Raw genomic sequence first — 19,724 nt, 5'->3', positions numbered from 1 at the left:
TGCCCCAGCCCGCCGACCGGACCCGATCGTGACAAGGGGGACCCCTTCATGCGTATCCGTACCGTCCACACCGTGCCCGTCCTGGCCGCCTCCGCCGCCCTGCTGCTGGCCGCCGCACCCGGCCAGGCGGCCCCGCAGGCCCAGGCCGCGCCCGCCCGGTGCGCCGCGAAGGCACTCGACATCCACGCCAAGGCGGTGAAGGGGAGGACGACCGTCGTCCGCTTCTCCGTGACCAACTCCGGCTCGCGCGCGTGTCTCGTGGACCGGGTCCCGACGATCACCTTCGGTGAGCTGGACGGCGCCGCGCTGCCGACGCCCGAGGGCGGCCGGGGCACCTACCGGCTGGCCGCCGGCGGGACGGCCTACGGGGCGGTACGCACCATCGGCGATCCCTCCGACCCGGAGGCCCGGCGCTCCCCCTCGATCGGGGTGTCGGCCTCGGCCTCCCAGTACGGCCGTGACTTCTCGGCCGCCCACCTCGGCACCGGCCGGCAGGTCCGCGTGTGGGAGCCGGTGACGACGTGGTGGCAGCCGACCCGCGCGAAGGCCGACAAGGCGATCGGACTCGGCTGACACAGGGGAACAGGTGAGCGGCGAACGCACGGCCGAGCACCGCGCCGGGGTCCACGCGCATGGGTCAATACCCGTACGCCGACTACGACTTGGCCGGCGCGGCGCTTAGCCTCGGGGACCACGCGAACCACTCCCGGAAGACTCTGGCATATGCCAGACGCACCCTCGTATCGTGTGTTGCCAAATCCCTTACGAGGCATCGCGGGCTGTGCCACAGTCGTAGCGCTCCCTCCGTTCCCCCTGGCCCTACCGTCCCCTCGGAGTGCGTCATGCAGCCCTCAGTCTCCGCGGACCGCCCGCCCGCCGGGCATCCCGAGGGCGTGCCGTCCGGCCGGGTCGGCCGCGCGGAGTGGGGCCTGCTCACCGACGAGGCCGACTGGTCGGTGGAGCTGTACCGCATCCTGGGCCTGGACCCGTCCGTGCCCGCGCTCACCCTCGACGAGCTCCCGGCGCTGGTCCACGAGGAGGACCGGCCCCGCCTCACCGCCATGGTGACCGGCTGCCTGGTGGACGCCCGGCCGATCGACGGCGAGTTCCGCGTGCGGCGCCCCGACGACTCGGTACGGACCGTGCACATGAGAGGCGAGCCGGTGCTGGGCACGGACGGCGACGCGGTCTCCATGTGGGCCCTGATCCGGGACGTGAGCGAACTCGCGCCGCGCGGACGGTCGTCGAGCACGACCCCGGAACCTCCCGCTCGCCGGCCTCCGCTTCAGGCCCCGCCGGGGCTCGACCTCGCGGCACACCACACGGCCGGCGCACCGCCCCTCACGGCGGCGGCCGGCTGGTGGGACGTGCTGGAACTACCAGGCGGAACAACCCTGTTGAGCCTCGGTGACCTCACCGGCCCGGACCCCGCCACTCTGCTCGGCGCCGTGCACGGCCTGGCTCTGGCGGGCATCCCGCCCGCGCAGCTACTGGCCATACTCGATCAGTTGAAGACCACCACCTCCTTACGCCATGCGGTCTGCTGCCGTTATGAGCCGCAGAACCGTAACTTCACCTGGGCCGGGTCCGGGCGCCCCGTCCCGCTGCTGTTCCGCGACGGGGCGGGGCGCCGGCTCACCGCACCGGACGACCCGCCACCGGGTGCGGGCTCCCCCTACGGGCAGGCCGAACTGACCCTGCGGCCGCACGACGTGATCGTGCTGCACACCGAGCGGCTGAGCGAGCCGGACGTGGCACGCCTGCTCGGTCTCGGCCCACGACTGCGTACGGCCCGTACCGCGCGGGAGTGCGTGCGGTTGCTGGCCGGGGAGCCGGCCGCGGGGCAGCACGGCGACGCCTGTCTCCTCGTGGCCAGGGTCTCCGGGTAGCGCGGACCTCTTCTACGCCGGTGCCGTACCGGTGTCGCGGCTCCGGGGCTTGGGCAGGGCCTGCCTGATCTCCTCGCGCAGTTCACCGACCTTCGGATAGCTCGCGTACTCGGCGGTGAGCCGGTACATCTCGCGCAGCCGGTCCCAGGTGCGGCGGGAGGAGTTGGCCCCCATCGCCATCAGCGCCAGCCGGGCGTACCGGTCCGCCTGTTCGGGGTCGTCCGCGATGAAGCAGGCCGATGCCATGGAGAGATGGTCGAAGATCTTCGACCGCTCCCGCCCGTCCGTCCTGAGGGCCAGCGCCTTCTGGGCGTAGTGCTGGGCGTGCACGGCCGCGCTCGGGTCGTGCTCGGCGAGCGTGCGGTAGGCGAGGGCCTGCATGCCGTACAGATCCTCGTCCTTGAAGGTCTGCATCCAGTCCGGCTGCCGGGTTTCCTGGCGGTCGGAGACGAACAGGTCCTCGGCCTGGCCGAGGGTGCGGCGCATCGCCTGCCCCCGGCCCATCGCGGCCTGCGCCCACGCCTCGATGGTGTGGAACATGGCCTTGGTTCTGGGCTGCAGCTCCTCCCCCGCGCCGGACTGGGCCAGCTTCATCAGGTCCATGGCGTCGTCCGGACGGCCCAGATGCACCATCTGGCGGGCCGCTCGCGACAGCGCCTCGCCGGCCCGGGGTCGGTCGCCGCCCTCGTGCGCGGCGTGCGTGGCGATGACGAAGTACTTCTGCGCCGTGGGCTCCAGACCCACGTCGTGGGACATCCAGCCCGCCAGGACCGCGAGGTTGGCGGCGACGCCCCACAGGCGCCGCTGGAGCTGGGGTGGATGGTGGTAGGCGAGCATGCCGCCCACCTCGTTGAGCTGGCCCACGACCGCCTTGCGCTGGAGGCCGCCGCCACGGGCGGCGTCCCAGGCCCGGAACACCTGGACCGATCCCTCCAGTTCCTCGACCTCCTGGGAGCCGATGGGTGCGGCCTCGTAGCGGTCGAACCCGGCGGGTTCCGCGTGCAGTGGGTTGTCGAGGACGGGGGCGTCGGCCCGGAGCGTGGGGTCGGTGTGCAACCAGTCGTGCATGGCGCTGCTGAGTGTGGCTCCCGCGGCGAGCGCGGCACCCGCGCCCACCAAGCCGCGTCGGTTGAGCATGAGGTCCATTCCCGTGAATTCGGTGAGGACCGCGGCGGTTCGTTCGGGCGCCCACAGCACGCCGTCGGGATCTTCGCTCTTCCCGTCGCCCTGCCGTCTTCCCGCACGCCCGTGCCGCACCAGACCGAGGTCCTCCATGGTCACGACACGGCCGAGACGCTCGGTGAACAGGGCCGCCAGCACCCTCGGCACCGGATCGCGCGGGATCTCTCCCATGTCGATCCAACGCCTTACCCGCGAGGTGTCCGTCGACAGTTGGGGGTGGCCCATGGCCGCCGCCTGCCGGTTGACCAGCCGCGCGAGTTCGCCCTTGGACCAGCCGGCCATGCCGAACAGGTCCGCAAAGCGGGTGTTGGGTTGTCCGCTCACGTCAAGCCCCCAGGTTCTCGGCTGAGTTGACAGTAGCCCCGTGCAAGTTGCCGGGCGACTATTCGCCAGGGTTCGCCAGGGTGCGCCAGATGGTGTGCCAGTGGACGCCGGGTGTCAGGTAGGAAAGCGCCACCCCGGCCCGGTCCTCCCAGGGGCACTCCCCAGGGTGTGCCTGGGAGGACCGGGCCGGGTGGGCGCGCAGCTCGTGACAAGCGACGCACAGGCAGGCACAGCAGGCACACGAAGGGATCTGTATCTCCCATGTACGCAGCATCGTCCTCCGTGTCCGCCCCGCCCCGGCCACCACGTCCCCGCCCCGTGGGCGGCGGACCGTATCTGGACCCGGCGGCGCGACCCGGAGCTCCCCTCCTGGGCGTGGGCCGGGCACCACGCATTCCCGGGCAGCCCGGCTCCCAGCCGCTCAGCGGCAGGCTGGACCTGTCCGGCCCGCAGGGCGCCCAGCTCCGCACCGCCATCGCCTCGGTGCAGCGGATCTGCCCGGAGTTCGCCCCGGTGCAGGTACTCCGCCGCAGCCCCCGGTCCGTCACCTTCGTGGGGACGACCGGCCGCAGCACGGCGGTGGCCAAGTGCCTGCTCGACCACACACCTACGGCGGCGGAGCGGGTCCGGCACGAAATAGCTGCCTACCGCTCCTTCGTCCGGCACCGTCCGCCGGTGCGCGTGCCGCGGCTGATCGCGGCCGACCCGGACAACTGCACGCTGGTGATCGAGCGGATGCCCGGCCGGGTGGCCTCGCACCGCCGCCACCCGCTGGAGGCGCCCCCGCGCGCGGACATCAGGGCCGCGCTCGGCGCGATCTGCCGGCTGAACGGCTGGCGGCCCCCGGCGGGCACCTTCGGCGCACCACTGGACTACGCGGACCGCCTCGCCCGCTACCACGAGCTGGGCCTGCTCACCGACCGCGACCTGGGCGACCTCCAGAAGCTGCTGCACGGCATCGCGCACGCGGCAGGCCGCCAGGGCATGGGCCAGTTCTGCCATGGCGACGCGCTGCTCTCCAACATCCTGATGTCCCCGGCCGGCCCGGTGCTGGTCGACTGGGAGCACGCGGGCTGGTACCTGCCGGGATACGACCTGGCCACCCTCTGGCTGGTCCTCGGGGACGCCCCGGAGGCGCGCCGTCAGATCAGCCAGCTCGCCCAGTCGGGCGGCCCGGCCTCCCGCGACGCCTTCCTGGTCAACCTGATGCTGGTGCTGACCCGCGAGATCCGGGCGTACGAGACCGCCGTACAGCGCTCGATGCACGGCACTCCCCCGGCCCCGGGCGCCTCGGGCGTGACCCCCTCCGGTGAGGAACAGCGCCTGCTCCTGCGGCGGCTGCACGACGACTGCCACATGGCCCGCCGGGCCGTGCGCGCGGCGGTCGGCACCCGGTAGCGGGGCCCAGAACACCGCGGTGCGCCCGAGCGGCGGCGCACCGCGGTTCCCGGTGCCGGGCCTGTGGGGCGGCAGGTCAGTGGTATAGGCCACTGACGCCCCGCAGGCCCGCGCCCCGTCAGCGCGAAACTCGCCCGAAACCCTTTGTGACGTGGGAAATCATCTTCCCGAAGGCATCATTGACGGATCGTCGGCAAGCCGGTACCACTGACCCAGCTCGGCGCCGCCCGCCCCGCCACGCCCCGCCCGTCACAGGAGGCCGCATTGCGAGGATTCGCCCCCGACCCGTCGTCCGCACCCGGTGTCAGACGCCTGAAGCGGACCGCCGGAACGCTCGCCACGGCCGCCCTGGTGCTGCCGCTGCTCGGCGCGGCCCCGGCCGCGCCCACCGCTCCCCCGGACGGGGGGCTCCAGCGCGCGTTCGGCAGTGCGGCCGCCGAGTACCGCGTACCGCAGAGCCTCCTGCTGGCCGTGTCCTACCTCCAGTCCCGCTGGGACGCGCACGCCGGTGCGCCCAGCGTCAGCGGCGGCTACGGCCCCATGCACCTGACCGACGCGCCTACCGCGCTGGCCGCGACGGAGCACCACGCGGAGGGTACGGAGGACGCCCGCGGCGACGACGCCCGTCCCGCGCCGCACCCCAGGGCCGAGGCGCCCTCCTCCTCCGAGCTGCCCGACCGGCTGACCACGCTGCGCCGTGCGGCGGAGCTGACGGGCCGTCCGGCGGCCGAGCTGCGGACCGACCCGGCGGCCAACATCGCCGGCGGCGCCGCACTGCTGGCGGCCGCGCAGCGCGAACTGGGCGAGCCCCTCAGCGCCGACCCGGCCGCCTGGTACGGCGCGGTGGCCCGCTTCTCCGCCGCCGAGGACACCGCGACCGCCGCCGCGTACGCGAACGACGTGTACGACGTTCTGCGCACCGGCGAGCAGCGCACCACCGACGCCGGCCAGCGGGTGGAGCTGAAGGCGAGCCCGCAACTCGAGCCGGACACGGCTCAGTTGCAGCGGGCAGGGCTGCGCACCGCGCCGGCCGGTGACGTCGAGTGCCCGAGGTCGGTGTCCTGTGTGTCGGTGCCGGCGCCGTACGAGGAGTTCGGGGACGACGACTACGGCAACCACGACCTGGGCCTGCGCCCGGCCGCCCAGCGGGTGAAGTACATCGTCATCCATGACACCGAGGGCGGCTGGGACGGGGTGATGAACCTGATCCAGGACCCGACCTATGTCTCCTGGAACTACACCATCCGCTCGACCGACGGTCTGATCGCCCAGCATGTGAAGGCGAAGGACGTCGCCTGGCACGCCGGGAACTGGGATGTGAACGCCCGCTCCGTGGGCATCGAGCACGAGGGTTTCCTCACCGCCCCGGACGCCTGGTACACGGAGGCCATGTACCGCTCCTCGGCCCGGCTGGTGAAGTACCTGTCCCGTGCGTACGGCGTGCCGCTGGACCGGCAGCACATCCTGGGCCACGAGAACGTGCCCGGCCCGACCGCGTCCACGATTCCCGGCATGCACACCGATCCGGGCCCGTACTGGGACTGGGCGCACTACTTCCAGTTGCTCGGCCACCCCTTCAAGCGCACCGGCACCAGCCGTTCCGGCCTGGTGACGATCCTGCCGGACTACGCGGCCAACCAGCCGGTCTACACGGGCTGCACGGCCAAGGGCGAGCCGTGCCCGGCACACGGTTCCGGCGAGGTACGGCTCTACTCCGACCACGATGTGCACGCGCCCCTGATCAAGGACATCGGCCTGGGCACCGCCCCGACCGACGGCGTCAACGACCTGTCCTCACGTGTCTCCACCGGCCAGCAGTACGCGGTCGCGGACCGCTGGGGCGACTGGACGGCGATCTGGTACCTGGGGCAGAAGGCGTGGTTCCTGAATCCGCACCGTGAGGCCACCGCCGTCTCCGCGTCCGGGGTCACGATCACCCCGAAGGCGGGTCTGGCGAGCGTCCCGGTGTACGGCCGCGCCTATCCGGAGAAGGAGGCGTACCCGGCGGGCGTCCCGGCGCAGTCGGTGGTGCCGCTGCCGTACACGATCCCGGCCGGGCAGAAGTACGTCGTCGGTGACCGGATGCCGGGCGAGTACTACTACGCGGTCACCTTCACCGAGGACTCGCACCGGGTGGTCACCGGCAAGGACCTGTACTACGAGATCCAGTACGGCCACCGGGTCGGCTTCGTCCGCGCGGCGGACGTGGACCTGGCGGCCGCCCGCCGCTAGGCGGACCGGGACCTCAGCCCTGCTGGAACAGCTCCGCCGGGAGCGGCTTCAGCAGGGCGTACAGGTCGTCGGTGATGGGGCGGTCCCAGGCGGCGATGGTCACCAGGACGCCGTCGCTGCGGTCGAACTGCACGCAGGAGATCCGGCCCTCGGAGAGCTTGAGGCGGCGGACGATCAGCAGGTTGTCGCCCTGGAGGACGGGGGTGTCCTCAGAGCCGACGACGGTGACCTCCTCCTCGTTGTCCAGCGCGAGCAGGAGCTGGGCGACCTCGAAGGGGATCTCGCCCTCGGCGGTCTCGCGGGCCGGGGAGCCCTCGGGGAGGTTGCCGATGATCATGGCGGGGCCGCGGCCGCCGAACAGGTCGTAGCGCAGGAAGACGCCCTGGCAGCTTCCGTCGGGGGCGGGCAGCAGGCCCGCGCCGAGGTTGCCGGGCCAGTCGCCGGGGTCCATGGCCAGCACGTCGAAGTCTGGTCCGGCGGGAGTGGCGCTGCGGCGGCGGAGGAACGACATGCCGCCAATGGTACGTGCCCGGAGGGGCCCGGCGGCGTGCGGGAGCCCTCCCGGCACGCCCCCGTGCGGGCTCATTCCTCGACGGGGCTGGAGGGCACGACCGCGACGGGGCTCGCCGCGTGCAGCAGGACGGCCTGGGTGACCGAGCCGAGCATGCGGGCGGGCGCGAGCAGCCGGCGCCGGTGTCGGCCGACGACGACCAGGTCGGCGCCGGCCGAGAGGGCGACCAGGTGTCCGGCGGCGTCGCCGGGCAGCGCCTCGGCCTCCGCGTCGACGCCGGGGTACTGGGCCCGCAGCGGGTCGAGGAAACCCTCGGCGAGGGCACGGGTCTCGCTCTCCACGGCGACCTGGTCGATGGGCGGCGGGACGAGCTGGCCGGGGGCGGACCAGGTCTGTACGGGCCAGGGGTAGGCCGCGATCACCTGGAGGCGTGCGCCGAGCAGCGACGCCTCGGCGAAGGCGAAGCCGAGGACGCCGTCGTCGGGGCTGTCGACGTGGAGCCCCACGACGACCCGGCGTCCGGCTCCGGCCGGGGGCTCCGCGTGCACCTCGCGGCCGGGGCGGGGGACGACGACCACCGGGCAGGGGGTGTCGCGGGCGGCGGCGACGGAGTTGGAGCCGAGCAGCAGGCTGGCGAAGCCGCCCCGGCCGCGCGAGCCGAGGACCAGCAACTGGGCGTCGGCGCCGAGTTCGGGCAGGACCGCGCCGGGCACGCCCTCCACGGCGACGTACTCCACGGTGGGCAGGTCGGGCAGGCCGGCGAGCCGGTCGCGGACCTCGTCCAGGACGGGGTCGCCGCTGTCGTCGGGCGGGCCGGCGACGAGGATGTCGGCCTGGCCCCAGGCCGCGTACTGGCGGACGTGCACCAAGCGCAGCGGTGCGACGCGGCGGCGGGCGGCCTCCAGGGCCCAGTCGAGGGCGCGCAGGCTGTCCTCGGAACCGTCGACCGCGGCGATGACCGGCACTGCGCTCATCGTTCCTCACCTCCCGGGACGCGGCCTCCCCGTGCCGGGGCGGGCCTCTTGTCGGGGCCAGCCTCGCTCAGGCGGCGGCCGGGTGGCGGCGCCGCGGGGCGCGTGTTGGGCAATCGCGGCCGGAACACCCCCGGTCGGCTCCGGCCCGGCTCCGCCCGGTCGCGTCAGGTGAGGTCGAACTCGCCCTCGCGGGCCCCCAGGACGAAGGCGCCCCACTCGGCGGGGGTGAAGATCAGGGAGGGGCTCTCGGGGCGCCGGCTGTTGCGCATGGCGACGAAGCCCTCGACGAAGGCGATCTGGACATCGCCCCGGCCCCCGCTGCTGGACTGCCACTCGGCCCCGGTGAGATCGAGGTCCGGCTTGTCCCAGCCCGTGAGCGACTGCTGCTGGATGGTGCTCTCGGCCACGTCCGTGCTCCTCCCATTACGTCGTCCGCGGTTCAGCCTAGCGACCGGCCAGGACGCCGCACAGGCCACGTGAGGGGGACCTTGTGGCGGGTGGGTGTACGCGGGAGCCGGGTCGCGCGCGGAAAAATCCCGGCCCGCCTCTTGCCCGGGGCCCGATGGCCTGAATTACTGGCCTCGGCAAGATCGACCGAATGATCGGTCGTCCGTATTGCGTGTCGTGATGCGTGTCATGTGCGAAGGGATGACCCGATGGCGGAGGAGACGGACCTGCTGGACGCGGGCGAGCGGCTCGGGCCCGAGGAACTGCGGGCACTCCAGCTGGAACGACTGCGCGCCTCGCTGCGGCACGCCTACGCCCATGTGCCGTTCTACCGGGAGTCCTTCGACAAGGCGGGGGTCCGCCCTGAGGACTGCCGCTCGCTGGCGGACCTCGCGCACTTCCCCTTCACCACCAAGGCGGACCTGCGGGCGAACTACCCCTACGGCATGTTCGCGGTGCCCCGCGAGCGGGTGCGGCGGCTGCACGCGTCCAGCGGGACGACGGGGCTGCCCACAGTGGTGGGCTACACCGACAACGACCTTTCGGTGTGGGCGGACATGGTGGCCCGCTCGATCCGGGCGGCGGGCGGCCGGCCCGGGGACATCGTCCATGTGGCCTACGGCTATGGACTGTTCACCGGCGGACTGGGCGCACACTATGGCGCCGAGCGGCTGGGGTGCACGGTGGTGCCGGCGTCCGGGGGCATGACCTCCCGGCAGGTGCGGCTGATCCAGGATCTCGGGCCCGGCGTCATCATGGTCACCCCCTCGTACATGCTGACGCTGCTGGACGAGTTCGAGCGGCAGGGCGTGGACCCGCGCTCCACCTCGCTGCGGGTGGGGGTGTTCGGGGCGGAGCCGTGGACGGAGAGCATGCGGCGGGAGATCGAGGAGCGGTTCGCCATCGACGCCGTGGACATCTACGGGCTTTCGGAGGTGATCGGTCCGGGCGTGGCGCAGGAGTGCGTGGAGACCAAGGACGGTCTGCACGTGTGGGAGGACCACTTCTATCCGGAGGTGGTGGACCCGGTCACGGGTGAGGTGCTGCCGGAGGGCGAGCGGGGCGAGCTGGTGTTCACCTCGCTGACCAAGGAGGCGATGCCGATCGTCCGCTACCGCACACGGGACCTGACCCGGCTGCTGCCGGGTACGGCGCGGGTGTTCCGGCGGATGGAGAAGATCACCGGACGCAGCGACGACATGGTGATCCTGCGCGGGGTCAATCTGTTCCCCACCCAGATCGAGGAGATCGTGCTGCGCACCCCCGGTGTGGCGCCGCACTTCCAGCTCCGGCTGACGCGGGAGGGGCGCATGGACGCGCTCACCGTACGGGCGGAGGCGCGTGCCGGTGCCACGCCGGAGGTGCGGGAGGCGGCGGCCCGGTCGATCGCGGCGGCGGCGAAGGACGGCATCGGGGTGTCGGTGTCCGTGGAGATCGTGGAGCCGGAGTCACTGGAACGCTCGGTGGGCAAGATCCGCCGCATCGTGGACCTCCGCCCCAGCTAGCCGAGTTGGTCGCGCAGTTCCCGCTTGAGGATCTTGCCGCTGGCGTTGCGCGGGAGTCCGGGCACGAAGTGCACGCGCTTGGGTGCCTTGAAGGCCGGGAGCTGCTCGCGGACGTGGGCGATCAGCGCGTCCTCGGTGACGTCGCCACGGGTCACGACGACGGCGGTGACGGCTTCGATCCAGCGCTCGTCCGGCAGCCCGATCACGGCGGCCTCGGCGACGGCGTCATGGGTGTAGAGGGCGTCCTCGACCTGGCGGGAGGCGACCAGGACGCCGCCGGAGTTGATGACGTCCTTCACCCGGTCGACGATGCTGAAGTAGCCGTCGGCGTCACGGACCGCGAGGTCGCCGGAGTGGAACCAGCCGCCGCGGAAGGCGTCGGCGGTCTCCTCCGGCTTGTCCCAGTAGCCCTCGCAGAGCTGGGGTGAGCGGTAGACGATCTCACCGGGGGTGCCGTCGGGCACCTCCGTGCCCTCCTCGTCGACCACGCGGGCGTCGACGAACAGCACGGTGCGGCCGCAGGAGTCGAGGCGGCCCTTGTGCTCGTTCGGGGCGAGCACGGTGGCGAGCGGGCCGATCTCGCTCTGTCCGAAGCAGTTGTAGAAGGCGAGCTTGGGCAGCCGTTCGCGCAGCTTCTCCAGGACGGGCACCGGCATGATCGAGGCGCCGTAGTACGCCTTGCGCAGGCCGCTCAGGTCGCGGTCGGCGAAGTCGGGGCGGCCCGCGAGCGCGATCCACACGGTGGGCGGGGCGAAGAGGCTGTCACAGCGGCCCGCTTCGACCAGGTCGAGGAGGCGGTCACCGTCGGGGGCGTCGAGGATCGTGCTGGTCGCGCCGACCGCCAGGTACGGCAGCAGGAAGACGTGCATCTGCGCCGAGTGGTAGAGCGGCAGCGCGTGCACCGGCAGGTCGCCCGCGCTCAGGTCGAGTGCGGTGATCGCGCTCAGGTACTCGTGGACGAGCGCCCGGTGGGTCATCATCGCGCCCTTGGGCAGCGCGGTGGTGCCGGAGGTGTAGAGCAGCTGGACGAGGTCCTCGGTGCGCGGCTCGGGCCCGTCGTACGGCTCGGCGGCGGCCAGCCCCGCGAGCAGGGAGTCCTCGGTGTCGCGCAGCGGGAGGGCACGGGTGCCGCCCGGGAGCCGGCCGGCGAGGGCCGGGTCGGTGAGGGTGAGGGCGCTGCCGGACTGGTCGAGCAGGTAGGCGAGATCGGCGCCGGTGAGGTTCTGGTTGACCGGGACGTGGACGAGGCCCGCGCGGGCGCAGCCGAGGAAGGCGATGAGGTAGGCGTCGGAGTTGTGGCCGTAGGCGGCGACCCGGTCGCCCTTGTCCAGGCCCCGGGCCAGCAGCCAGGCGGCGGCGCGGGAGACGGCGTCGTCCAGTTCCGCGTAGGTCCAGGTGCGGTCGCCGTACCTCAGCGCCACGCGTGCCGGGGTGCGGCGGGCGCTGCGGCGCAGCACCCCGTCGACGGTGCTGCCGTGTCCCTGTGTCATGAGAGCCGATCCTCGGGCCGGGCGGGCGGCGAGGTCAAGATCCTCGGCGGCCGGGGTCACTCCCCCAGGACGGCCATCGCCGCGTTGTGCCCCGGCACCCCGCTGACCCCGCCGCCGCGCACCGCGCCCGCCCCGCACAGCAGGACGTTGGCGTGCCGGGTCTCCACGCCCCAGCGGCCGGTGTCCTCCTCGGCGTAGGGCCAGGTGAGGGGCCGGTGGAAGATGTTGCCGCCGGGCAGGCCGAGGTCGCGGTCGAGGTCGAGCGGGGTCTTCGCCTCGATGCAGGGGCGGCCGTCGGCGTCGGTGGCGAGGCAGTCCGCGAGGGGTTCGGCGAGGTGGGTGTCGAGCTGGGCCAGGGTGGACTTCAGCAGTTCCTCGCGTACGGCGTCGTTGTCGTGGGCGAAGAGGCGGGCGGGGGTGTGCAGGCCGAAGAGGGTGAGGGTCTGGTAGCCGCGCCCGGCGAGATAGGGGCCGAGGATGGTGGGGTCGGTCAGGGAGTGGCAGTAGATCTCCGAGGGCGGGGCGGCGGGGAGTTCACCGGCGGCCGCCTGGGCGTGGGCGGTGGCGAGCTGCTGGTAGCCCTCGGCGATGTGGAAGGTCCCGGCGAACGCCTCGCGCGGGTCGACGGAGCTGTCCTTGAGCCGGGGCAGCCGCTTGAGCAGCATGTTCACCTTGAGCTGGGCGCCCTCGGCGGGCTCGGGCGCCGGGTCGCCGGTGAGCGCGGCGAGTTCGCGCGGGGAGGCGTTGACCAGGACGTGCCGGGCGGCGGCGACGCCCTCGCCGTCGGCGGTGCGGTAGGTGACCTCGGCGGTGCGGCCGTCGGTGTCGATGCGGACGGCCTCGTGCCCGGTGACGATCTCGGCTCCGGCCGCGCGGGCCGCGTCCGCGAGGGCGTCGGTGAGGGCGCCCATGCCGCCGACGGGGACGTCCCAGGCGCCGGTGCCGCCGCCGATGACGTGGTAGAGGAAGCAGCGGTTCTGGGCGAGGGAGGGGTCGTGGGCGTCGGCGAAGGTGCCGATCAGCGCGTCGGTGAGGACGACACCCCGGACCAGGTCGTCGCGGAAGTTCTCCTCGACGGTGACCCCGATCGGCTCCTCGAACAGGGCCCGCCAGGCGTCCTCGTCACCGACGCGGGCGCGCAGTGCGGCGCGGGTGGGCAGCGGTTCGGTGAGGGTGGGGAAGACCCGCCGGGCGACCTCGCCGGTCATGCCGTAGAAACGCTGCCAGGCGGTGAACTCCCGCTCGCCGCCGGTCAGTTCCTCGAAGGCCCGCCGGGTGCGCTCCTCTCCGCCGCCGACGAGCAGTCCGGTGGCGCGGCCGCCGCGCTCGACGGGGGTGTAGGAGGAGATGGTCCGCCCCCGCACCCGGAAGTCCAGCCCGAGCTCTCGGACGATCTTGTCCGGCAGCAGGCTGACGAGATACGAGTACCGCGAGAGCCGGGCGTCCACCCCGGCGAACGGCCTGCTGGACACCGCCGCGCCCCCGGTGTGCCCGAGCCGCTCCAGCAGCAGCACCGAGCGACCGGCGCGGGCCAGATAGGAGGCCGCGACCAGGCCGTTGTGTCCCCCGCCGACGATGACGGCGTCGTACGTCCGGGTTCCCTCGTGTGCAGGCATGGTTCTTGGTAGCACGGTTGATCTTCGCCGGGTAGGGGGTGTCTGCCCTCAGTCCGTGCAGTTCCCTCCTGCCGCGCCGCCGTCGGCGTCGGAGCCGACCATGACCTCGTAGCCGATGCCCTTGCCGGGGTCGGGGACGGGGGACCAGGTGTCGAGCTGGAAGTCGACGTCGAGCACCAGGTGGCGCCCGTCGTCGATCCGGGTCCAGCAGGCGGCGCCGGCGTGCGGGGTCGGCCCGCTGGTCCAGCCCTGGGCGGCGGCGGTGCGCGTGTAGTGGTCGATGACGGCCTGGCGGGTGCCGGGGAAGGCGTAGACGCGGCCGGCGTGCAGCCAGGCCGGGCCCGGGCTGTCGTCGTCGCAGCCCGTGGAGACGCCCGCGCCCCGGTAGTTGGCCGGGTCGGTGGCCCCGGCGGGCGGCGAGGACAGCACCTTCTGGGCGGCGAGGTCCTCGCGCGCGGCACCCGAGCCGTCGCAGCGTGCGCCGCTGTCGGCCAGGGAGCATCCGGTGAGCAGGGCGGCGGGCAGCAGGAGGGCGGCGGGAACGGCGGTGCGGCGGGACAAAGAGGTGACGGTGGGTGCGGTGAGGGACAACTCTGCTCCTCGTCAGAAGGGGTCGGTGAGCATGCCGTGCGCTCCCGGAAGGCGGGAGCGTACCGGCACGCGGGTGTCACGGGTACTGCCAACTCGCCTGCTTCTACCAGGCGTTACCAAAAGGCGATCACGGCCTCAGAGCGGCACGCGCGTCGGGTGGGGGCAGGCGGCGGGGCCCAGGCGGGCGACCGCGTGCAGCAGGTGCCGGGGCGGGGTCCGGCGGCGCAGGGAACTGGGGATCGCGCGCAGGAGGGTGCCCGTGGTGCGCAGGTGGCGGGTGACCGCGGCGGGCGGGGGCGCGGGGCGGCCGTAGAGGGCGTGGGCCCAGGTGGGGAGTGAGGCGTAGGCGAGACCGGCGACGTGGCGCCAGAGGAGGGCCCGGGCCGGGACGAGCAGGGGGTGGACCGGCGGCCGGCGCAGGAAGTCGTCGACCTCGCGGGCCTCGGGTCCGGCGGCCAGCTCGGGGCGGACCTGCTCGAAGTAGGCGTCGAGCGCGGCCCGGTCGGCGGGGACCCCGGACGGGTCGAGGCCGACCAGACGCGCGCTCACCCGGTGCTCGGCGAGGTAGCGGTCGGCCTGGGCGCCGGTGAGCGGGAAGCCGGAGCGGCGCAGGACATGGAGGTAGGACCCGATCTCGGCGCAGTGCACCCAGAGCAGCAGGTCCGGCTCGCCGACCCCGTAGCACTCGCCGGTGTCCGGGTCGGCCGCGGTCAGCATGCTGTGGATCTTGCGCACGCGCTCCCCGGCGCGCTCGGCGTCCTCGGTGGTGCCGTAGGTGGTGACGCCGACGAAGTCCGCGGTGCGCAGCAGCCTGCCCCAGGCGTCACGGCGGAAGTCGGAGTTCTGCAGGACACCGCGCACCGCGCGCGGGTGCAGCGCCTGGAGGTAGAGCGCACGGACACCGGCGATCCACATCATCGGGTCGCCGTGGAGCTGCCAGGTCACCGAGGCCGGGGTGAACAGACCCGGATCGCGTGCGCGCGCGCCGTCCATGCCCGCAGGCTACGCCGCGCTCCGCGCGCCGGGACAGGGTCAGGCGGCGAGGGCCGCCATGAAGTCCGTGCACGCCTGGGCGCAGGTACGGCAGGCGTTGGCGGCGTTCTCGGCGCCGGGCTGGCCGTCGAACGCCTCGGCCGCCTCGACACAGAGGGAGCGGCACCATTCGAGCTGGAGCCTGATCTCGTCCTCGGTGCCCTCGCCGTCCGCGCGGCCCTCCTCGGAGAGCGCGCGGCAGGTGGTGTCGCACACCTCGGCGCACATGATCCCGAGGCGCCGGGCGCGCTCCTGCCCGGCGGTGCCGTACGAGCCGACGAGGCTGGCGCGCACCGCGCAGGCCCGCGCACAGTCGGAGCAGGCCTGGGCGCAGGCGAACCTGTCCTCCAGGAACTGGTAGAGCTGCTGTCGTGAAGGGTGGGGCGGAGGTGTCACAGGGGGCGGGTAGCCGTGGTGCGGCGGCGTAAACGCGTCGGCAACGGCCCTGTGGGTGCCGAAAGTCCGGTGGTGCACCGGGTGCTACGAACAGCCACCCAACGTGTCCGGTTCGCACCGTTTGTACGGGGTACTCCACTGCTATGAACACCGCGATGACACAGTTGGCGGCACCGAGCGGGCTCATCAGCCTGGTGCTCTTCGTCGTGGCCGTCGGCGTGCTGGCACTGCTCGCGGGCGGCTTCTGGATCAACAGCCGGATCAAGGACAGGGAGCCACCCCGCCCCAGCGCCGAGGAACAGCCACACCTTCCCCCGGAGGGCGTGACTCGGGAGATACAGGAGAACCGGGAACCCGACGAGATCCCGCAGACCCCCAAGGGCGGGCGCGCGCTCACCCCGTACGAACTCCACAACATGCACACCAGGCCCAGTGAGAACAAGGACCGGCCGCGCTGGAGCAAGGGGTCCAGCGGCTCGTTCGGCGGAGGTGGCCTGGGCGCCCACTGACCCGGAACCCCACCCGCGAGGACCGTCTCAGCGTGGCCGCGCGTCGAGTGCTTCGACGTGGGCCACGTTGCGGCGGTCCTCCTCGTCGTGGCTGGGCGCCGCCGCGAACCAGGCGTCGAGGATCTCCCGCAGCAGCGGCTCCGAGGTGAGGCGCAGGCTGAGGGCGAGGACATTGGCGTCGTTCCAGCGGCGCGCGCCCTCCGCCGTGGCGGCGTCGGCGCAGAGCGCGGCGCGCACTCCCGGCACCTTGTTCGCGGCGATCGAGGCGCCGGTGCCGGTCCAGCAGCAGACGACGGCCTGCTCGGCCGCGCCCTCGGCGACCTCCCGCGCGGCCGCCTCCGAGCACACCGCCCACTGAGGGTCGGCCCCGGCCCGTAGCGCGCCGTGCGCGCGCACCTCGTGACCCCGCTCGCGCAGTTCGGCGACGAGCAGACGGGCCACCGGTTCGTCCATGTCGGAGGAGACGGAGATCCGCACGGGCCACCTCTTTTCCGTCGCGCCTGTACGGGTGTCAACGCTACCCGGAATCGGCCCCGGCCTGCCCGCTCGCGGCCCTCTTCAACGGTCCTCCACCGACCCGCAGCCGGGTGAGGGGCCGTTGCCCACGTGCATGACGAAGCGTCAATTGTTCTCTGCGTAGGTTCACTTGACGCACACCCTCCCGCGCGAAGCACACGAAGTCCCCCACGCGATGTGATAGCCGCCGGATTGGCCGAGTTGAGACCGGTTCGAGCTGACAGTCTGTTGAAATTCGTGCGAGGAATTCTTTGACATGGACTGTTCAGGTCGGCGAGTGGTGGTCCAAGCTGAGCCCGCCTCGCGAACCCCGCGAGGCCTGCTGGGCCCCACACTCCGGAGGTCTTCCATGCGCCGTCCCCACGCCGTCTCCCTCGCCGCCGCCGGTGCCGCTCTGGCACTCCCCGCGGTGCTGGTACTCGCCAGTGACGCCTCGGCGGCGCCCGCCGACAAGCCGCAGGTGCTCAGCTCCTGGACCCAGACCAGCGCCGCCAGCTACAACGCCTGGGTCTCCGCGCGGGGCAACCAGGGCGCCTGGGCCGCCTACGGCTTCGACTGGTCGACGGACTACTGCAGTTCCTCCCCCGACAACCCCTTCGGCTTCCCCTTCCAGACCGCGTGCGCCCGCCATGACTTCGGCTACCGCAACTACAAGGCCGCCGGCACCTTCTCCGCGAACAAGTCCCGCATCGACTCCGCCTTCTACGAGGACCTCAAGCGCGTCTGCAACAACTACTCCGGTGCCAACAAGACGTCCTGCAACTCCACGGCCTGGACCTACTACCACGCTGTCGACATCTTCGGTCTGAAGGGCGCGGACACCGCCCGGTCCTGACCGGCCGAGCCGGGCACGCCGTCCGCCCGCGTGCCCGGCTCCCTGTGCGGGACTACGCCCCGCCGAACCGCGCCAGCAGCAGCGCCACATCGTCCGCCGACGTGGGGTCGACCGTGTCGAGGAGGCTGTCGCAGGTCTGCTGGAGAGAGCCGGTCGCGTTCTCCAGCGTGCGGGAGAGGGCGTGGAGCCCGACGTCGATGGCGTCGTACCGGGTCTCCACCAGGCCGTCGGTGTAGAGGGCGAGCAGGGAGCCCTCGGGGAGTTTGACCTCCAGCGTGCCGAAGGGCACTCCGCCGACGCCCAGGGGGGCGGCGGTGGGGACGGTGAGGAGCGTGGCTTCGTGGTCCGGGTGGACGAGGACCGGCGGGAGGTGGCCCGCGCTGGAGAAGGTGCAGGTGCCGCGCTTGGGGTCGCAGACCGCGTAGACGCACGTGGCGAAGGACTCGCTGAGGGTGGCGGCGGTCTCGTCCAGGTGGCCGAGCAGTTCGGCGGGCGGCAGGTCGAGGCGGGCCAGCGCCCGCGTGGTGGTGCGTAGTTGGCCCATGATGGCGGCGGCCCGTACACCGCTGCCCATCACGTCGCCGACGACGAGGCCCACCTTGCCGTCGCTGAGCGGCAGTACGTCGTACCAGTCGCCGCCGACCTCGGTGCCGCTGCCCGCGGGGCGGTAGCCGACCGCGATCTCCAGCCCCTCCGGCTGCTCGGGCGGGGTCTGCGGGAGCAGGCTGCGCTGGAGGGTGAGCGCGGTGTCCCGCTCGCGGCCGTACAGCAGGGCGTTGTCCACACTGATGGCAGCCCGACCGACGATCTCGCACACCATCTGCAGGTCACGGCTGTCGAAGGGGCGGGTGCTGCCCGTGCGGTACAGGCTGAGCACGCCGAGCACGGTGCCCCGCGCGACCAGCGGCGCCACGAGGTAACTGCGCACCCCCGCCTTGCGGAGCGCCGCGCCGGCCTGTTCGTCGCCCGAGATCCGGCGCAGCGCGGCGGAGTCCACGCGGGGGATCATCGCCGGGGTGCCCTCCCGGACGCTTCGCCGCATCAAGGGGGCCGGTTCCTCGGTGTCGAGGTCCTCCCACAGCGCGGCGCCGCCCATGTCGTCGTCCGGCTCCGCGGGGGCGACGGCGACGGCGACGAACCGGGCCTGGTCGCCCGGCGCGGTGCGCCGCCCCGTGGCGACGGACTCCAGCAGGTCCACCGTCGCCAGGTCGGCGAACCTGGGCACGACCGCCTCGGCCAGTTCCCGCGCCGTCTGCCGCAGGTCGAGCGTGCTGCCGATGTCGGCGCTGGCTTCGGAGAGGGTCGCCAGGTGCCGGTGCGCGGCCGCGATCTCGGCCGCGGCGAGATGGCGGGCGGTGACGTCCACGACGGACACCGCGACGCCCAGCACCTTCCCGCGCCGGTCCTCGATCCGGTAGTACGACTCCGACCAGGCGTGGTCATGGTCCGGATCGGCCGGGACGCGGCCGATGGTGCGGTGGTCGAGTATCGGCGCACCGGTACGCAGCACGCGGCGCATCGCGGCCTCGATGGCCTGGGTGTCCACGCCCGGCAGCGTGTCCGCGAGCCGCCGCCCGACCACGTCCTCCTCGGTCACCCCGTTAGCGGTACTCAGGGCGTCGTTGATACGCATCCAGCGCAGCTCGGTGTCGAAGACGGCGAGGCCGACCGGCGACTGGTTGATCAGCAGCTCGGACAGGGCGAGGTCGCTCTCCATCCGGCGCATGGTGTCCACGTCGGCCGCGAGCGCCAGCCCGAGCACATTGCCGTCGGGATCGTGCAGACGGCCCTTGCGGTATTCGACCGAACGGGTCGAACCGTCCCTGCACCGGGCGCGGAAGATCCCCGCGACGGTGGTGCCGACCTGCGCCTGCTTGAACAGGTCCTGGATGCGCTGCGCGTCCTCGGGCAGCGCCAGCAGGTCTTCGATCAGCCGGCCGAGCGCCTCGGAGGCGTCGTAACCGAACAGCTGCTCGGCCTCGGGGCTCCACAGGACGATGCGGCCCTCGGCGTCCATGACCACGGCGGAGGCGTGCAGCAGGTCGAGCAGGCCGCCGGACGCCCTGACCGCCCGGTCCTCGTCCGGGTCGGGCCCGTGCTCCCACGAGTCCTTGCCACCCATACCTGTCGCCTTCCCGTCGACCGCTCCGGTACGAGTACACGGAACGCGTCTTTTGCATCAGCTCATACCACTATGCCGTGCACCTCTGATCCGCTCCTGCCCGAGCGGATCGGGGTATCAGGCCGACCGGACCCTGGTACGCGCCTTGTGTTAGC

18 protein-coding genes are annotated in these 19,724 nt (G+C 72.9%); 7 read left to right on the top strand and 11 right to left on the bottom strand.

Annotated elements, in window-relative coordinates; all coding sequences use genetic code 11:
- The first annotated feature begins 48 nt into the window (after positions 1-48).
- Entirely contained in the window at positions 49-573 is a 525-nt protein-coding gene (locus EV284_RS19800) for a DUF4232 domain-containing protein (RefSeq protein ID WP_130335933.1), read from the top strand.
- Positions 574-842: 269 nt separating this feature from the next.
- On the top strand, positions 843-1,889 hold the full coding sequence (locus EV284_RS19795; RefSeq protein WP_242625738.1) for a SpoIIE family protein phosphatase: 1,047 nt from the start codon (positions 843-845) through the stop codon (positions 1,887-1,889).
- A gap of 12 nt (positions 1,890-1,901) precedes the next feature.
- Here the strand turns inward: EV284_RS19795 and EV284_RS19790 are convergent, their stop codons facing one another.
- Positions 1,902-3,395 carry a hypothetical protein gene (locus EV284_RS19790; RefSeq protein WP_130335929.1) on the bottom strand — a complete coding sequence of 498 codons (1,494 nt, stop codon included), beginning with the start codon at positions 3,393-3,395 and terminating at the stop codon, positions 1,902-1,904.
- A 261-nt stretch (positions 3,396-3,656) separates the two neighbouring features.
- Here EV284_RS19790 and EV284_RS19785 point away from each other — a divergent pair, with 261 nt between their 5' ends.
- Entirely contained in the window at positions 3,657-4,793 is a 1,137-nt protein-coding gene (locus EV284_RS19785) for an aminoglycoside phosphotransferase family protein (protein ID WP_130335927.1), read from the top strand.
- Between the two features lie 264 nt (positions 4,794-5,057).
- Complete coding sequence (locus tag EV284_RS19780; protein ID WP_130335926.1) at positions 5,058-7,025, top strand: peptidoglycan recognition family protein; 1,968 nt, start codon at positions 5,058-5,060, stop codon at positions 7,023-7,025.
- A gap of 13 nt (positions 7,026-7,038) precedes the next feature.
- On the opposite strand, the gene EV284_RS19775 is transcribed toward EV284_RS19780, so the two are convergent.
- The 3 genes from EV284_RS19775 to EV284_RS19765 form a co-directional block, all read right to left on the bottom strand.
- A complete protein-coding gene (locus tag EV284_RS19775) occupies positions 7,039-7,536 on the bottom strand; it encodes a hypothetical protein (protein WP_086695114.1) in 498 nt (165 codons plus the stop codon).
- 71 nt (positions 7,537-7,607) lie between these two features.
- Positions 7,608-8,510, bottom strand: a complete 903-nt coding sequence (locus tag EV284_RS19770) for a universal stress protein (protein WP_130335924.1) — start codon at positions 8,508-8,510, stop codon at positions 7,608-7,610.
- 164 nt (positions 8,511-8,674) lie between these two features.
- Positions 8,675-8,917, bottom strand: a complete 243-nt coding sequence (locus EV284_RS19765; RefSeq protein WP_130335922.1) for a DUF397 domain-containing protein — start codon at positions 8,915-8,917, stop codon at positions 8,675-8,677.
- A 249-nt stretch (positions 8,918-9,166) separates the two neighbouring features.
- On the opposite strand from EV284_RS19765, the gene paaK reads away from it, so the two are divergent.
- Entirely contained in the window at positions 9,167-10,462 is a 1,296-nt protein-coding gene (gene paaK, locus EV284_RS19760) for a phenylacetate--CoA ligase PaaK (protein WP_130335920.1), read from the top strand.
- On the opposite strand, the gene EV284_RS19755 is transcribed toward paaK, so the two are convergent.
- From EV284_RS19755 to EV284_RS19735, 5 genes are all read right to left on the bottom strand, one after another.
- Positions 10,459-11,952 carry an acyl-CoA synthetase gene (locus tag EV284_RS19755; RefSeq protein ID WP_130335918.1) on the bottom strand — a complete coding sequence of 498 codons (1,494 nt, stop codon included), beginning with the start codon at positions 11,950-11,952 and terminating at the stop codon, positions 10,459-10,461. The genes paaK and EV284_RS19755 overlap by 4 nt on opposite strands.
- Positions 11,953-12,008: 56 nt before the next feature.
- The gene (locus EV284_RS19750; protein ID WP_130335916.1) at positions 12,009-13,568 is read right to left on the bottom strand and encodes an NAD(P)/FAD-dependent oxidoreductase; all 1,560 of its coding nucleotides are present in this window, start codon (positions 13,566-13,568) and stop codon (positions 12,009-12,011) included.
- Positions 13,569-13,616: 48 nt separating this feature from the next.
- The gene (locus EV284_RS19745; RefSeq protein ID WP_130335914.1) at positions 13,617-14,159 is read right to left on the bottom strand and encodes a hypothetical protein; all 543 of its coding nucleotides are present in this window, start codon (positions 14,157-14,159) and stop codon (positions 13,617-13,619) included.
- Positions 14,160-14,294: 135 nt separating this feature from the next.
- Positions 14,295-15,152, bottom strand: coding sequence for an oxygenase MpaB family protein (locus EV284_RS19740; RefSeq protein WP_130335913.1), 858 nt, complete (start codon positions 15,150-15,152; stop codon positions 14,295-14,297).
- A 39-nt stretch (positions 15,153-15,191) separates the two neighbouring features.
- On the bottom strand, positions 15,192-15,587 hold the full coding sequence (locus EV284_RS19735) for a ferredoxin (protein ID WP_130335911.1): 396 nt from the start codon (positions 15,585-15,587) through the stop codon (positions 15,192-15,194).
- Between the two features lie 155 nt (positions 15,588-15,742).
- On the opposite strand from EV284_RS19735, the gene EV284_RS19730 reads away from it, so the two are divergent.
- Positions 15,743-16,096, top strand: coding sequence for a DUF6479 family protein (locus tag EV284_RS19730; RefSeq protein ID WP_130335909.1), 354 nt, complete (start codon positions 15,743-15,745; stop codon positions 16,094-16,096).
- A 27-nt stretch (positions 16,097-16,123) separates the two neighbouring features.
- Here the strand turns inward: EV284_RS19730 and EV284_RS19725 are convergent, their stop codons facing one another.
- The gene (locus EV284_RS19725) at positions 16,124-16,573 is read right to left on the bottom strand and encodes an RpiB/LacA/LacB family sugar-phosphate isomerase (RefSeq protein WP_130335907.1); all 450 of its coding nucleotides are present in this window, start codon (positions 16,571-16,573) and stop codon (positions 16,124-16,126) included.
- A 388-nt stretch (positions 16,574-16,961) separates the two neighbouring features.
- Here EV284_RS19725 and EV284_RS19720 point away from each other — a divergent pair, with 388 nt between their 5' ends.
- Entirely contained in the window at positions 16,962-17,447 is a 486-nt protein-coding gene (locus EV284_RS19720; RefSeq protein WP_130335905.1) for a phospholipase, read from the top strand.
- A gap of 52 nt (positions 17,448-17,499) precedes the next feature.
- Here EV284_RS19720 and EV284_RS19715 read toward each other — a convergent pair whose 3' ends face one another.
- Positions 17,500-19,569 carry a SpoIIE family protein phosphatase gene (locus EV284_RS19715; RefSeq protein WP_130335903.1) on the bottom strand — a complete coding sequence of 690 codons (2,070 nt, stop codon included), beginning with the start codon at positions 19,567-19,569 and terminating at the stop codon, positions 17,500-17,502.
- Positions 19,570-19,724: the final 155 nt, after the last annotated feature.

Origin of the sequence: Streptomyces sp. BK022 (genome assembly GCF_004217355.1) — a bacterium.
GTDB lineage: Bacteria > Actinomycetota > Actinomycetes > Streptomycetales > Streptomycetaceae > Streptomyces > Streptomyces griseoluteus.
The sequence above is the reverse complement of the archived record's forward strand: the minus strand, read 5'-3'. Positions and strand labels throughout refer to the sequence as shown.